At 56.4% G+C, this 13,284-nt stretch carries 13 protein-coding genes and 1 pseudogene; 8 read left to right on the top strand and 6 right to left on the bottom strand.

What is annotated here, in order from left to right:
* Positions 1–164 precede the first annotated feature (164 nt).
* The 6 genes from TKWG_RS05825 to TKWG_RS25835 all read right to left on the bottom strand — a co-directional run bounded on the left by TKWG_RS05825 (position 165) and on the right by TKWG_RS25835 (position 3,780).
* Positions 165–392, bottom strand: coding sequence for a hypothetical protein (locus TKWG_RS05825; protein ID WP_014749952.1), 228 nt, complete (start codon positions 390–392; stop codon positions 165–167).
* Positions 385–795 carry a phage holin family protein gene (locus tag TKWG_RS05820; RefSeq protein WP_014749951.1) on the bottom strand — a complete coding sequence of 137 codons (411 nt, stop codon included), beginning with the start codon at positions 793–795 and terminating at the stop codon, positions 385–387. Before TKWG_RS05820 ends, TKWG_RS05825 begins: the two co-directional genes overlap by 8 nt.
* A gap of 12 nt (positions 796–807) precedes the next feature.
* A complete protein-coding gene (locus TKWG_RS05815) occupies positions 808–1,125 on the bottom strand; it encodes a DUF883 family protein (RefSeq protein WP_014749950.1) in 318 nt (105 codons plus the stop codon).
* A gap of 283 nt (positions 1,126–1,408) precedes the next feature.
* Positions 1,409–2,044: a uracil phosphoribosyltransferase gene (gene upp / locus TKWG_RS05810; protein ID WP_014749949.1), complete on the bottom strand. Its 636-nt coding sequence runs from the start codon at positions 2,042–2,044 to the stop codon at positions 1,409–1,411.
* Positions 2,045–2,062: 18 nt separating this feature from the next.
* Positions 2,063–2,725 carry a D-alanyl-D-alanine carboxypeptidase/D-alanyl-D-alanine endopeptidase gene (gene dacB / locus TKWG_RS25840; RefSeq protein ID WP_264300297.1) on the bottom strand — a complete coding sequence of 221 codons (663 nt, stop codon included), beginning with the start codon at positions 2,723–2,725 and terminating at the stop codon, positions 2,063–2,065.
* Positions 2,635–3,780 (bottom strand): D-alanyl-D-alanine carboxypeptidase, encoded by a 1,146-nt coding sequence (locus TKWG_RS25835; protein ID WP_171815128.1) that lies wholly within the window; start codon positions 3,778–3,780, stop codon positions 2,635–2,637. The genes dacB and TKWG_RS25835 overlap by 91 nt, the downstream gene beginning before the upstream one ends.
* A gap of 315 nt (positions 3,781–4,095) precedes the next feature.
* Here TKWG_RS25835 and queA point away from each other — a divergent pair, with 315 nt between their 5' ends.
* The 8 genes and pseudogenes from queA (at position 4,096) to ybeY (ending at position 13,021) form a co-directional block, all read left to right on the top strand.
* Positions 4,096–5,154 (top strand): tRNA preQ1(34) S-adenosylmethionine ribosyltransferase-isomerase QueA, encoded by a 1,059-nt coding sequence (queA, locus tag TKWG_RS05795; protein ID WP_014749947.1) that lies wholly within the window; start codon positions 4,096–4,098, stop codon positions 5,152–5,154.
* A gap of 149 nt (positions 5,155–5,303) precedes the next feature.
* On the top strand, positions 5,304–6,443 hold the full coding sequence (gene tgt / locus TKWG_RS05790) for a tRNA guanosine(34) transglycosylase Tgt (RefSeq protein ID WP_014749946.1): 1,140 nt from the start codon (positions 5,304–5,306) through the stop codon (positions 6,441–6,443).
* A gap of 111 nt (positions 6,444–6,554) precedes the next feature.
* Positions 6,555–6,845, top strand: a complete 291-nt coding sequence (yajC, locus tag TKWG_RS05785) for a preprotein translocase subunit YajC (protein ID WP_014749945.1) — start codon at positions 6,555–6,557, stop codon at positions 6,843–6,845.
* Positions 6,846–6,927: 82 nt separating this feature from the next.
* Positions 6,928–8,822: pseudogene (gene secD, locus TKWG_RS05780) on the top strand (protein translocase subunit SecD).
* A gap of 53 nt (positions 8,823–8,875) precedes the next feature.
* The gene (gene secF, locus TKWG_RS05775) at positions 8,876–9,814 is read left to right on the top strand and encodes a protein translocase subunit SecF (RefSeq protein WP_014749942.1); all 939 of its coding nucleotides are present in this window, start codon (positions 8,876–8,878) and stop codon (positions 9,812–9,814) included.
* A 177-nt stretch (positions 9,815–9,991) separates the two neighbouring features.
* A complete protein-coding gene (gene miaB / locus TKWG_RS05765) occupies positions 9,992–11,416 on the top strand; it encodes a tRNA (N6-isopentenyl adenosine(37)-C2)-methylthiotransferase MiaB (protein WP_014749940.1) in 1,425 nt (474 codons plus the stop codon).
* Positions 11,413–12,471 carry a PhoH family protein gene (locus TKWG_RS05760; protein ID WP_014749939.1) on the top strand — a complete coding sequence of 353 codons (1,059 nt, stop codon included), beginning with the start codon at positions 11,413–11,415 and terminating at the stop codon, positions 12,469–12,471. The genes miaB and TKWG_RS05760 overlap by 4 nt, the downstream gene beginning before the upstream one ends.
* Positions 12,464–13,021, top strand: a complete 558-nt coding sequence (gene ybeY / locus TKWG_RS05755) for an rRNA maturation RNase YbeY (protein WP_014749938.1) — start codon at positions 12,464–12,466, stop codon at positions 13,019–13,021. The genes TKWG_RS05760 and ybeY overlap by 8 nt, the downstream gene beginning before the upstream one ends.
* Positions 13,022–13,284 lie beyond the last annotated feature (263 nt).

Below are 13,284 nucleotides of genomic sequence, written 5' to 3'. Positions count from 1 at the left end.
TACCGGGAGATCCTGTTCAGCATAACTGTGCGGCGGCGCCCGGCGCCGTGATTCCTGCTTCGAGCGGAATTTGTTATAGACAAACCACGACGTCGCGGCCAGGGCGATCGGCTTGATCAGCGCGGAACGGGACTTGGCGGCACGCAGCAAAAAGCGCGCAATGGTCAGGCTGACCAGCGGATTTTTTCGATCAATGAGAAAAGGCCGCTACGCCTGCGCGTAAAACTCATCAGCGTTTCGCCGCCCGCATCCAGCAGTGCCGTTTTGATAGCGTCAGGCGAAAGCGAATGACCAAGCGCGTTCATATCCTGTCGTAATTGTTCGCGCTCGGCCAATACCCGGGCGGTGAGCAAAGCCTTGCGTAACGGTTTTTTCAGTACTGGCTCATTCATCGCCGGCTCCTTTATTAGCGCCCGTAGCGGCCGGCACATGACGCCCACGCAGGGCCTGCGCATCGTCCCGCAGGGCATCAATGGTTGCAGCAAAAGGCGTTGTCGCCAGCCCCAGATGCTTTTTCATCAAAAGCAGACAGCCAAGACCAACCAAGGCATAAACCAGCACCAGGACGGCCAGGGCGATGTAACGATATTCGGTACCCCAGAAAAACAGCCCGACCAGCACCGCCACGACAGTGAGCGCCAGATGCAGAAACAGCAAGCCAATAGCACCGAACAAAAGAACCGACAAAAGCCGGTCCTTTTCTTCCGTCAGTTCCAGAGACAGCAGTTCCAGGCGTGTTTTTACCAGCGCGGTAAAACCGCCACTGACTGCACGCAGATTCTGTTTGACTGACATCGCGGCTCCGCGTTACTTGCGGCCGATGATGACACCCAGCAGGACGCCTGCAAGCGCAGCAAAGCCGACCGTACGCCATGGATTATCATGCACATAGTCGTCTGTCACTTTGACTGCCTGCTTGCTTTGTTCTACCGCGCGTTCCTGCACATCCTTGAATGAGCCGGTTGCTTTGTGCAGGGCACTCACAGCGCGATCACGCAATTCGCTGGCTTTGTCGCCGCCGACTTCGGACGCTTCCTTGAGCATGCCTTCCGCTTCAGCAATACTGGCGCGCAGATTGTTCAACAGCTGTTCCTGAGATTGTTCGAGACTTGATTTACTAGCCATGTGACTCTCCTGCAATGATTATCTGAAATAGCCGGCTTGCGGAACACCCGCTTTGACCGGGTCCTGCTTTTTATATTACGCCATTGTTGAGAATTTCAAGTTCATCATAGCGCATTCAAGGCATTTATCGACCAGACTTTAAGATTGTTTTCAATTGCACAGGTCCTGACATCCGCTGCGAACGACGAAAAAAGCATGGAATTTATATTTTTATATTTAAATACAATCACTTGCCGTATTCGGCACGGTCAATAAGGAGCAACACTCTGAAAAAATTGGTAGCCTATTCTTTCTGTCTGGTTCCGAAGATGCGATCTCCGGCGTCGCCCAGTCCCGGGATGATATAGCCGTCCTGATTCAGTCGCTCATCAATAGAGGCCGTATAAATCTTGACGTCGGGATGCGCGTTCAGGACCCGCTCAATACCTTCGGGCGCGGCGACCAGTACCAGCGCCTTGATTTCCCGGCAACCTGCCTGCTTGAGCATGGTGATGGTCGCTTCCATGGAGCCACCGGTAGCCAGCATAGGATCGATGATCAGCGCCAAACGCTGGTCCAGGTCGCCAACCAGTTTTTGCAAGTAGGTGCCCGCTTCCAGCGTTTCCTCGTTACGGGCAATGCCTACGGCACTGACCTTGGCGCCGGGAATCAGGGACAAGACGCCATCGAGCATGCCAATGCCGGCGCGCAGAATGGGCACGACCGTTACTTTTTTTCCGGCAATTTTTTTGACCGTGACGTTGCCGCACCAGCCTTCAATGACCGCGTCCTCCAGAGGAAAATCCTTGGAAGCCTCGTAGGTCAGCAACGCCCCGATTTCCTGGGCCAGTTCCCGAAAACTCTTGGTACTCAGATCGGCTCGTCGCATGATGCCCAGCTTGTGCTGGATCAGGGGATGGCTGATTTCATGAACGGACATGTTTTTTTCTCCGAAAAATTATTGTGCAATAAGCCACTCTACAAGGCCGTCGACAAAGGATTTGGTTTTAAGGGCAGCAACGTCATTGACCAGGCTGACCAGAATATAGGTTTTACCGCTAGCGGCAGTGACATAACCTGATAGCGCACTGGCATTGCCCAGTGTCCCGGTTTTGAAGTGTCCCCGGCCCCTTGCCGCCTGATCAGTCAGGCGGCGACGCATAGTACCATCCACGCCCGAGACTGACAACGAATCGATGAATGTGTCCCGCAACTTCGAAGCCCAGATGGTATCGAGCATCTGAGCCTGCCCGCCGGCAGTGATGCGTCCTGTGCGGGACAGGCCGGAGCCATTGACAACGGTATACGCGCCAATATTAACACCTTGCTTGCGCAGCGTATCCAGGACCGCCTGGCTACCCTTTTCGAAAGTTGCCGGTGCACCGTACAGCTCCTGCCCCAAAGTCAGCAGCAGGGTTTTGGCCATTACATTATTACTGTATTTGTTGATCGTTTGTATTACCTGCCCCAGCGAAGGCGATGTGCGGGTCTCCAGCAGTACCGCACGCTCCGGCACCAGGCCGTCGCGTATCACACCTGAAATAGTCCCGCCCTCTGCCGTCCATAAGCGCTCAAAAATGCTGGAAAACGTATAGGCTTGTGATCCGACAAGCCGGTAAATGGAAAATTCGCCACAGGCCGCAGACAGTTTGCCCTTGAGCTGCAAGGCGGGACACTGTCGGTCTGCACCATGCCAGTCAGCTCCGAGCCGGTGCGCGACTTGACGCAGGCGCCCGTGGTCAGGCCCAGATGGCCCGCAACGGGCGGATTCTGTATATCCGGCTCAAACGATATATCCCAGTTGCCTGACTGCCGATCCGGCTTCAAATTGAGCATGATCGCGCCAAGATTGACCATCATGGCGTCCGGATTAGCGTTATAGGGGCGCTCGGGCGAGCCGTCAAAATCTCCGGGGTCGGTAAAAATTGGTGCAAACAAAGAGCGGTCCACAATCACATCCGACAGATGACGCAAGCCTTTGGCCTGAACGCTGCGAATCATCTGCCGCAGATCGTGATAATTGAGCGCCGGATCACCACCGCCCTTGATATATAGCGGCGTGCGCATGGCCTGCGAGACGTCAAAACGCGCCTTGCGATCAATATAGACACGGGTCTTCCAGGTGTACTGACTTCCTAGTCGATTCAGCGCAGCCCAGGTGGTAAGCATTTTCATGACCGAAGCCGGGTTACGCGGCGTGCTCGGATTAATCGCCAGAATAACCGGACCGCCCGCCTCCTTGATCAACAGCGACAGCGAAGACAGCGGTACGCCGGTTTTGTCCCAGCGCGCTCGTATGGTGTCGGGCAAATGATCGGCTGATTTGATCGACGCTATCGGAAAACCATAGACATTCAACAGATCGCCGGCATCAGCCTCGCTTTGGGCCGCGGCTGCCGCAGCCAGGCCGGTTGCCCCTTTCTTTACCCCCAGGCCGCTTTTTTTTGCCGGCGGCACGATTTTAACGTCAAGGGCGTCCGGCCGGTTGAACTCAAACGTCGCGCCGGGCGCAACCCGAATGGTTGCGGTCTTTCCCTTTTTGCCGGACGATGTCTTCTTTTTTGTCTGCGGCTTGCTGCTCGAACCGCTCTCGCGTGCACTGGCGGGGGTCGCCAGCGTCAGAGCAAGCACAAGCAGGCAGGCCGCCATCGACAGGCGTCCCGCTACACGGTGCATAATCACATTTGCTATAGGCATACAGAGGCGTCAGAGACACAAGCCGAATGCCATGTTTGCCAAATTGCCGCTGCACAGGCAGCCACGCCCGCCACAGAACACCGCTTCGGATGAGAAGGCTTGCGATGAATCATTGTAATCTGGCTCTCCTGATGCAGTCCGGAACGAAAAAGACACTTTATAATGGTTAATTACGACAAGCCGGTTAAAACCGGCCAAATTCGTCCGCCAACCTTCCTTGATATTGCGAGCCCAGATTCGTGCAGCTGCGCGCATCGGTGCCGTCGATACCCTGCTTTCCGTTGCTTTTTATTCATGTTACCCATAGACCCCTCGCTGAGTATTGCCGACTTCGACTACGAACTTCCCGAAGACCTGATCGCCCAGACCCCGCCTGCTACCAGAACCGACAGCCGCCTGCTGCTCATGCAAACCGACGGCGCACTGCAGGACCGGAACTTCAGCGCCCTGCCCGACCTGCTGCTGCCTGGCGACCTGCTGATCTTCAATGACACCAAGGTGATCAAGGCAAGACTATACGGCCAAAAGGACAGCGGCGGGCGCGTGGAAGCGCTTATTGAACGCATTATTGAACCCACTCGCGCCCTGGCACATGTTCGGGCCAGCAAATCACCACGCCCGGGTACCACCCTGATCTTTGATGGTGCCATTACCTGTTCAGTCGTGGCGCGGCATGACGATCTGTTCGAATTGCAGTTCGATACCGATATTCTGCCCGTGCTGGACAAACACGGCAACCTTCCGTTGCCGCCCTATATCAAACACAGTGCCGACCAGCAGGATGAAACCCGCTATCAGACTGTCTACGCCCGCCACCCCGGTGCGGTCGCCGCCCCCACTGCCGGCTTGCATTTTGATGCAACGCTGCTGCAGCGACTGCAGGACAAAGGCGTAGAGACGGCCTGGGTCACCTTGCACGTGGGCGCCGGCACATTCCAACCGGTACGAGTAGAGAAGATCAGTGAACATATTATGCACGCAGAATGGTATACCGTGCCGGAAACGACCGTTGCCGCCATTGCTGCAGCCCGTGCAAGAGGCGGACGGGTCATTGCGGTGGGTACCACGAGCGTGCGGGCGCTGGAATCGGCCGCGCAGCAAGGCGGCACACTGAACAACCTGCGCTGCCCCGTCGCCCATAGTGCCGATACGCAGCTATTTATCACGCCCGGCTACACGTTTCGCGTAATCGACGGGCTGATCACCAATTTTCATTTGCCCCAGTCAACACTGCTGATGCTGGTCTCCGCCCTGACCGGGCGCGAACGCATGCAGCAGGCTTATCGCCACGCCATCGAACAGCGCTACCGCTTCTTCAGTTACGGCGATGCCATGTTTATTGCACCCGACTAATCAGGCGCGTACTGCCCGAAGCCGCTTCAGGCGCATAGACGACTTCGACTTTCCAACCATGACCCAGGCGCAAGGGAACGAATCAGTGCTGTTTCTGTCATACTTGGTTCTTTGCCTTGCGCGTATCCCCCTTTGACCAATCGATTATCATGCCAGGACTTTCCTTTTCTTTAATAAAAACCGAGGGTAAAGCCCGCCGGGCCAGCATCACTCTGAATCACGGCACAGTACAAACGCCCATGTTCATGCCTGTGGGCACCTATGGCAGCGTCAAGGCCATGCTGCCGCACGAACTGGAAGAAATCGGCTCGCAGGTGGTACTTGGCAACACCTTTCACCTGTGGCTGCGACCAGGCACCGAAGTCATTGAAAAGCATGACGGCCTGCATGGCTTCATGCAATGGAAAAAACCAATACTGACCGACTCCGGCGGCTTCCAGGTATTCAGCCTGAGCGATCTGCGCAGCAAAATCACCGAAGAAGGCGTTAAATTTTCTTCACCCATCGATGGCTCAAGACTGTTTCTGACCCCCGAAGAGTCCATGCGCATCCAGCGCGCACTCAATTCGGATATCGTCATGGTATTTGACGAATGCACACCGTACACTATCGACGGGCGTCCCGCCACGCACGATGAGGCAGCGCGTTCCATGCGCATGTCCCTGCGCTGGGCCCAACGCTCCCGCGATGCATTTGATACCCTGCAAAACCCCAACGCGCTGTTCGGCATTGTCCAGGGCGGCATGTTCGAGGACCTGCGCGACGAATCGCTGGCCGGCCTGCAGCGCATCGGGTTTGACGGATACGCTATCGGCGGCCTGTCCGTGGGCGAGCCCAAACCGGACATGCGTCGTATACTGGCCCATATCGCCCATCAGTTGCCGGACAATGCCCCGCGCTATTTAATGGGCGTGGGTACGCCGGAAGACCTGGTCGAAGGCGTCAGCCAGGGCGTGGACATGTTCGATTGCGTCATGCCATCGCGCAACGCGCGCAACGGTTGGCTGTTTACCCGCTTCGGTGATATTAAAATCCGCAATGCGCGGTATCGCGATGATACCCGCCCGCTGGATCCGACCTGCGCTTGCCACACCTGCCGGCATTTTTCACGGGCCTACCTGCACCATATGCAAAAGGCCAATGAAATTACCGGCGCTCGCCTGAACACACTGCACAACCTGCATTTCTACCTTCGTATCATGGAAGAAATGCGGGAAGCGCTGGAACAGGGCCGCTTTGCGCAGTGGCAGGAACAATTTTTCATCGATCGGTCAAAAGGCATTGATTAGCCCAGAAAAGGCTACAATATTCGGTTAATTTACACTTACGGGAGTCTTTCTTATGCTTACAAGCAATTTATCTACCTGGTCCTGGCGCAGGCTGCGCCAGCCGGCGGCATCATGGGCAGTCTGACAAGTTTTCTGCCTATCATCCTGATGTTCGTGGTGCTGTACTTCCTGATGATTCGTCCGCAAATGAAACGTCAGAAAGAAACCAAGGCCATGATCGACGCTCTTGCCAAGGGTGATGAAGTGATTACTGCCGGCGGCATTCTGGGCAAGATCTCCAAAGTCACGGACAACTACCTGACCGTAGAAGTAGCCAACCTGGCAGACAAACCCGTCGAGGTGCTGGTACAACGTGTCGCAGTGACCACGGTACTGCCAAAAGGCACAGTCAAATCGCTGTAATCCGGCAACAGGCGGGCGGTAACTACCGCCCTGCTTTTTGCCCGGCCCCCTGTTTCAACCCCTTATCGAAAACGGCTACGGTATGAACCGCTATCCCCTCTGGAAATACATTACGGTACTGGTTGCCCTCATCATCGGCATCCTGTATACCGCCCCCAATTTTTTTGGTGAAACACCGGCAGTGCAGGTGTCCAGCGCCAAGGTGACGCAAAAAGTCACCACGCAGACCATGGGTCAGGTAGAGGACATACTGCGGCAGAACAATATTGCCTTTTCCGGCACCTATTTTCAACAGAACGGCCCTGCGGGCACGGTCCGGGTGCGCCTGGCCAATACCGACGCGCAGCTGAAAGCACGCGACGTGCTGGACAATGCACTCAATCCGGTCAAGGATGATCCGTCCTATACCGTGGCGCTGAATCTGCTATCGGCTTCCCCAGACTGGATGAGCGCCATCGGCGCCAACCCCATGTATCTGGGCCTGGATTTGCGTGGTGGCGTGCATTTTCTGCTGCAGGTCGATATGCAGGGTGCGCTGGCTGCCCGCTATGAATCGCTGACCACAGACATCCGCTCCATTTTGCGCGACGCACGTGTCGCAGTAGAATCGGTCAACAACGCAGACAGCCGGATTACCGCCACCTTCGCCTCGGAGCAAGACCGTAACCGGGCGCAGGACGTTCTGCGCACTCGCACCAATGAACTGTCATTTACCACCAGCCAGTCTGGCGACAAATTCCTGTTGAACGGCACCATTCTGGCCGCCGAAATTGCCCGGGTACAAGATACCGCACTCAAACAGAATATCCTGACCCTGCACAACCGGATCAACGAACTGGGCGTGGCCGAACCAATTATTCAGCAACAAGGGCTGGACCGCATCATCGTGCAACTGCCCGGCATTCAGGACGTGGCCAAGGCCAAGGAAATCCTGGGCCGCACCGCTACCCTGCAATTGCGCATGGTCGATGATTCACCTGCGGCGCAAAACGCCATGGCCACTGGCACCGTGCCTTTCGGATTGGAAAGCTTCAAGGATACCGACGGCCGGACAGTGCTGGTCCGCCGCCAGGTATTGCTGACCGGCGAGAATCTGGAAAACGCCCAGTCAGGCGCAACCAGCAAACTCAGCAACCTACGGTCAACCTCACGCTGGACGACAAGGGCGCGCGTATTTTCCGTGATACCACCCGCGACAATATCGGCAAACGCCTGGCCATCATTCTGTTTGAGAATGGCAAGGGCCAGGTCGTGACGGCGCCTGTCATTCGCAGCGAAATCCCTAACGGCCAGGTCGAAATCTCAGGCAGCATGGATGCCACGCAGGCCGCCGATACCGCCCTGCTGCTGCGCGCAGGTTCGCTGGCCGCTCCCATGTCCATTATTGAAGAGCGCACCATCGGACCAAGCCTGGGCGCCGACAATATCCGCATGGGATTTGATTCCACCCTTTACGGTTTCCTGATGATCGCGGTCTTCATGATCATTTATTACCATGTGTTCGGTGTGTTCTCTACCCTGGGCCTGGCGTTCAACGTATTACTGCTGCTGGCGGTCCTGTCGCTGCTGCAGGCCACGCTCACGCTGCCGGGCATCGCCGCCATTGCCCTGACGCTGGGTATGGCAATTGACTCGAACGTGCTTATCAACGAGCGGGTCCGGGAGGAACTGCGCAATGGCGCCTCTCCGCAACAAGCCATCAACATCGGGTTCAGCAAGGCGTGGGCCACCATTCTTGACTCGAACCTGACGACCCTTATTGTGGGCCTGGCGCTGCTGGCTTTCGGTAGCGGCCCGGTGCGTGGCTTTGCCGTAGTTCACTGCATCGGCATTCTGACCTCCATGTTCTCATCGGTGGTCGGTGTAAGGGCCATTGTGAATTTGTGGTACGGCCGGCGCAAGAAACTCAAGTCAGTCTCCATCGGTACCGTCTGGCGTCCCGAAGCGGATGACAAAAAAGACATTGCCAAGAACTGAATAGCGCAGAACACTTTTTCTGTCCGGGCTGACCGGACAGAGCAGGAATAAATATGGAATTTTTCAGAATTCACAAAACCATCCCGTTCATGAAGAACGCGCTGATCCTTAATCTGATCAGCGGCATCACCTTCGTGCTGGCGGTCTTTTTTATCGTGACCCGCGGTTTTCACCTGTCCATCGAATTTACCGGCGGTACGGTCATGGAAGTCAACTACCAGCAGGCTGCCCAGCTCGATGAGGTGCGCAGCAGCATCAGTGCGCTCAAGTACAGCGACTTTCAGGTGCAGAATTTCGGTACCTCGCGCGACGTCATTATCCGCCTGCCGGTAGACAAAACCATGTCTTCGACAGAACAGAGCAATACCGTCATGGCCGCATTGAAGAAAGCCAGCCCCGATGCAGAACTGCGCCGGGTGGAGTTTGTCGGACCGCAAGTGGGCAATGAGCTGTTCAGCAACGGTCTGAAGGCATTGGCGTTTGTCGTGGTCGGAATCATGATTTATCTGGGGATCCGCTTCGAATGGAAATTCGCGCTGGCCTGCGTGATCGCCAACTTGCATGACGTGGTGATCATCCTGGGATTCTTCGCATTCTTCCAATGGGAGTTCTCACTGCCGGTACTGGCGGGGGTTCTGGCCGTCCTGGGGTATTCGGTCAATGAATCGGTGGTGATCATGGACCGAATCCGCGAGAATTTCCGCAAGCAGCGGCGCGCCAGTGTCCGTGAGGTGATCGACGGCGCCATTACGCAAACCATTTCCCGTACGGTCATTACCCACGCGTCAACGCAAATGATGGTGCTTTCAATGTTCTTCTTTGGCGGCCCGTCTCTGCACAATTTTGCGCTGGCGCTCACCATCGGTATCTGGTTCGGTATTTATTCGTCTGTATTCGTGGCGGCAGCCATCGCCATGTGGCTGGGCGTCAAGCGCGAAGACATGATCAAGACGCCGAAAAAAGAAGATCCGGCCAGCGAAGTGATCTACTGATCAGAAGACTGTACCGTGGGCGCAACACCTGCTTGCGCACCACACCGGGAAAAAGCGCCTTCGGGCGCTTTTTCGTTTGAAAAAACAACGGGATAAGGTGTAATCTGGGCAAACACGTTACAATCACGTTTTCCAAATTTTACCCCCGGGACAAAAACCCGCAACGGTACCCATATCATGCAAGAAACCTCACTCAAGCGCGGCAACGCGCCCGCTGTCGCCACGCCTGTTCAGGAAGCGCCCATCCGTATTCACCCTTCTGCCAAAAAGCTGTATATCAAAACGTTCGGCTGCCAGATGAACGAATATGATTCGGACAAAATGGCTGACGTATTACGCGAAAACCAGGGACTGGAGCTGACCAGCACGCCTGAAGATGCCGATGTCATTCTGCTCAATACCTGTTCCATCCGCGAAAAGGCACAGGAAAAAGTATTTTCGGACCTGGGCCGCATCAATCAGCTCAAAAAGAAAAAACCCAACCTGGTCATTGGCGTGGGTGGCTGTGTCGCCAGCCAGGAAGGCGCCACCATTATCCGGCGCGCACCCTATGTAGACGTGGTATTCGGCCCGCAAACCCTGCATCGCCTGCCCGAACTCATTGAACGGCGCAAAAACACCGGACGTGCCCAGGTTGACATCAGTTTTCCTGAAATTGAAAAATTCGATGCCCTGCCGCCGGCCCGGGTCGATGGTCCTTCAGCCTTCGTGTCCATCATGGAAGGTTGCAGCAAATACTGCAGCTTTTGCGTTGTCCCCTATACCCGTGGCGAAGAAATCTCCCGGCCGTTTGAAGACGTCCTGACCGAAATTGCCGATCTGGCAGACCAGGGCGTCAAGGAAGTCAATCTTCTGGGCCAGAACGTCAATGCCTATCGCGGCACCCTGGGCGGCACTGCTGAATTGGCTGATTTCGCCATGTTGCTCGATTATGTGCATGACATCCCGGGTATCGAACGCATTCGCTATACAACCTCGCACCCCAAGGAAATGACCAGCCGGCTGATCGAAGCCCATGGGCGCCTGCCCAAGCTGGTTCCTTTCCTGCATCTGCCTATTCAGACCGGAAGCGACCGGATCCTGGCTGCCATGAAACGGGGCTACACCGGGCTGGAGTTCAAGTCCATCGCCCGCCGTCTGTATGCCGCCCGGCCCGGCATGACCTTGTCTTCGGACTTCATCGTCGGCTTTCCAGGTGAGACCGAAGCCGATTTCGAGGCGACCCTCAAGCTAATCGCAGACGTCAATTTCGACACTTCGTTCTCGTTCATCTATTCGCGCCGGCCGGGCACACCCGCCGCCGACCTGGAAGACGATACCCCTTACGAGGTCAAACTGGAACGGCTGCAACGCCTGCAGGCCCAGATTACGGCACAGGCCAGCGCCATCAGTCATGGCATGCTCGACACCATTCAGCCGGTGCTGGTCGAGGGCCCCTCGCGCCGTGATGCCAGTGAATTGACCGGCCGCACCGAAAACAACCGGATTGTCAATTTTGCTGCATCCGAGCAGTTGATCGGCCAGATTGTCAACGTACGCATTACCGCCGTATATACCAACTCTCTGCGCGGCGAGCTCGCCTCCGGAGACGCCGCTTCATGACGGGAAAACGTACCTTGCCTGTGGTCTTCCACCTGGAAGGCGACAACACCCAGTTGGCCAACCTGTGCGGACCGCTGGATGAAAACCTGAAGCAAATTGCACAGGCTTACGATGTCACCATCGGTCGCAGCGGCAACCGGGTAATCGTCGAAGGCGAGCAGGCCCAGGATGCGGCAGGCGCCGTCAACCTGTTTCATCGCCGTGCTCGTCATCGCGATCTGACCATTGACGATATCCAGCTGGGGCTGGTCGAATTGCGAGCAAACGCAAAACCATCGGGCAGCGTCAATCGCAGCCAGACCGAGACCGATGACAGCCGACAGCGACGCCAGGCTGGTGCAACCGGCCTGCCCGAACTGCCGCCGCTGGATGATGACAGCGGCACGATTGCGCTGCGCACCCGACGCAATGACTTGCGTCCGCGCACCCCGCGCCAGCGTGATTATCTGAACAATATTTTGCGGCATGATATTACCTTCGGCACGGGCCCGGCTGGCACCGGCAAGACCTGGCTGGCGGTTGCCTGTGCCATTGACGCCCTGGAACGGGAACACGTACAGCGCATCATCCTGACCCGACCTGCCGTGGAAGCCGGTGAACGCCTGGGTTTTCTGCCTGGCGATCTGGCCCAGAAAGTCGATCCCTACCTGCGCCCGCTATACGATGCACTCTACGATCTGATGGGGTTTGACAAAGTCATGCGGCTGTTCGAGAAGCAGACCATTGAGATTGCGCCGCTGGCCTATATGCGGGGCCGCACCCTGAATCATGCGTTTGTGATTCTGGACGAAGCGCAGAACACAACCCAGGAACAAATGAAAATGTTCCTGACACGCATCGGCTTTGGCAGCAAGGCTGTCATTACCGGCGACCCCTCGCAGATTGATCTGATCAAGGGACAGAAAAGCGGCCTGGAACACGCCCTGCGCGTACTCTCCCAGGTACAGGGCATCGCCATGTCGCGCTTTACCAGCGAAGATGTGGTGCGGCATCCACTGGTCGCCCGCATCATTGATGCCTACGATCTGGCCGAAGGCCGCAAGCCCAATGAGTAATCCGGCCACGCCCCGCCCTCGCGGCATGCGCGACACCTCTTACCTGCGTACGACGGTCCAGCACGTCGTGCCTGTCCCGGAACTCACCCGCCAGCGCATTCGCGGCTGGATGCTGCGGGCCGTCGACGCCGCCATGGCCGATAACCCGGACATTATCCAGGCGGAACTGGCCCTGCGGCTGGTCAATGCCGAAGAAGCGCGCGAGCTCAACAGCCAGTTTCGTGGGCGCGACTATGCCACCAACGTGCTGACCTTCGAATACGGAATTGATCCCGATGGCACGGCACGTGGCGACATTGTGCTGTGCGTGCCGGTCCTCGAACAAGAAGCGAACGAACAAGGCAAAACCCTGCGGCAGCACGCGGCCCACTTGGTGATACACGGTGTATTGCACGCACTGGGCTACGATCACGAGGACGAAGACGAGGCGATCCAGATGGAAGCGATGGAAACGGCACTGCTGGCCGATCTGGCTTTCCGGATCCGTACCAGCCGCGCTGAGCTGGTTCGGCGATCCATTGGGTTGCCGCCGCTTTCTGCAAAACCCTGACTTTCCGTAACATCACGCTTTTTAACGTTCGTTTTCTATCCTGCATCCTGCTCTTTTTATACGCATTGCGGGTTTATATTTCGGTTTTTTGTAGCATTCCAGCACGAGCGCAGTTCTGGTCTTGCCTGATTTGCAACAAAGCCCCCATCTGCGGTGATACCGCCCCGTTCAAGAGCCGACATCGACAAAGGCCGGGTTTACCCAAAGTATCGCTCTTTTTTCATCAAATAGACGCAAATTTGCGTTATCCTTATAACTTCCTA

Origin of the sequence: Advenella kashmirensis WT001, assembly GCF_000219915.2 — a bacterium.
Taxonomy (GTDB): Bacteria; Pseudomonadota; Gammaproteobacteria; order Burkholderiales; family Burkholderiaceae_B; genus Advenella; species Advenella kashmirensis.
The sequence above is the reverse complement of the archived record's forward strand: the minus strand, read 5'-3'. Positions and strand labels throughout refer to the sequence as shown.

Bases quoted from the DNA above. Each gene is read 5' to 3' on its own strand.
- TKWG_RS05815 (WP_014749950.1), bottom strand. From the start codon at position 1,125: ATGGCTAGTAAATCAAGTCTCGAACAATCTCAGGAACAGCTGTTGAAC.
- TKWG_RS05760 (WP_014749939.1), top strand. From the start codon at position 11,413: ATGACGGGAAAACGTACCTTGCCTGTGGTCTTCCACCTGGAAGGCGAC.
- yajC (WP_014749945.1), top strand. From the start codon at position 6,555: ATGGGCAGTCTGACAAGTTTTCTGCCTATCATCCTGATGTTCGTGGTG.
- ybeY (WP_014749938.1), top strand. From the start codon at position 12,464: ATGAGTAATCCGGCCACGCCCCGCCCTCGCGGCATGCGCGACACCTCT.
- TKWG_RS05820 (WP_014749951.1), bottom strand. From the start codon at position 795: ATGTCAGTCAAACAGAATCTGCGTGCAGTCAGTGGCGGTTTTACCGCG.
- secF (WP_014749942.1), top strand. From the start codon at position 8,876: ATGGAATTTTTCAGAATTCACAAAACCATCCCGTTCATGAAGAACGCG.
- queA (WP_014749947.1), top strand. From the start codon at position 4,096: ATGTTACCCATAGACCCCTCGCTGAGTATTGCCGACTTCGACTACGAA.
- miaB (WP_014749940.1), top strand. From the start codon at position 9,992: ATGCAAGAAACCTCACTCAAGCGCGGCAACGCGCCCGCTGTCGCCACG.
- TKWG_RS25835 (WP_171815128.1), bottom strand. From the start codon at position 3,780: ATGCACCGTGTAGCGGGACGCCTGTCGATGGCGGCCTGCCTGCTTGTG.
- TKWG_RS05825 (WP_014749952.1), bottom strand. From the start codon at position 392: ATGAATGAGCCAGTACTGAAAAAACCGTTACGCAAGGCTTTGCTCACC.
- upp (WP_014749949.1), bottom strand. From the start codon at position 2,044: ATGTCCGTTCATGAAATCAGCCATCCCCTGATCCAGCACAAGCTGGGC.
- tgt (WP_014749946.1), top strand. From the start codon at position 5,304: ATGCCAGGACTTTCCTTTTCTTTAATAAAAACCGAGGGTAAAGCCCGC.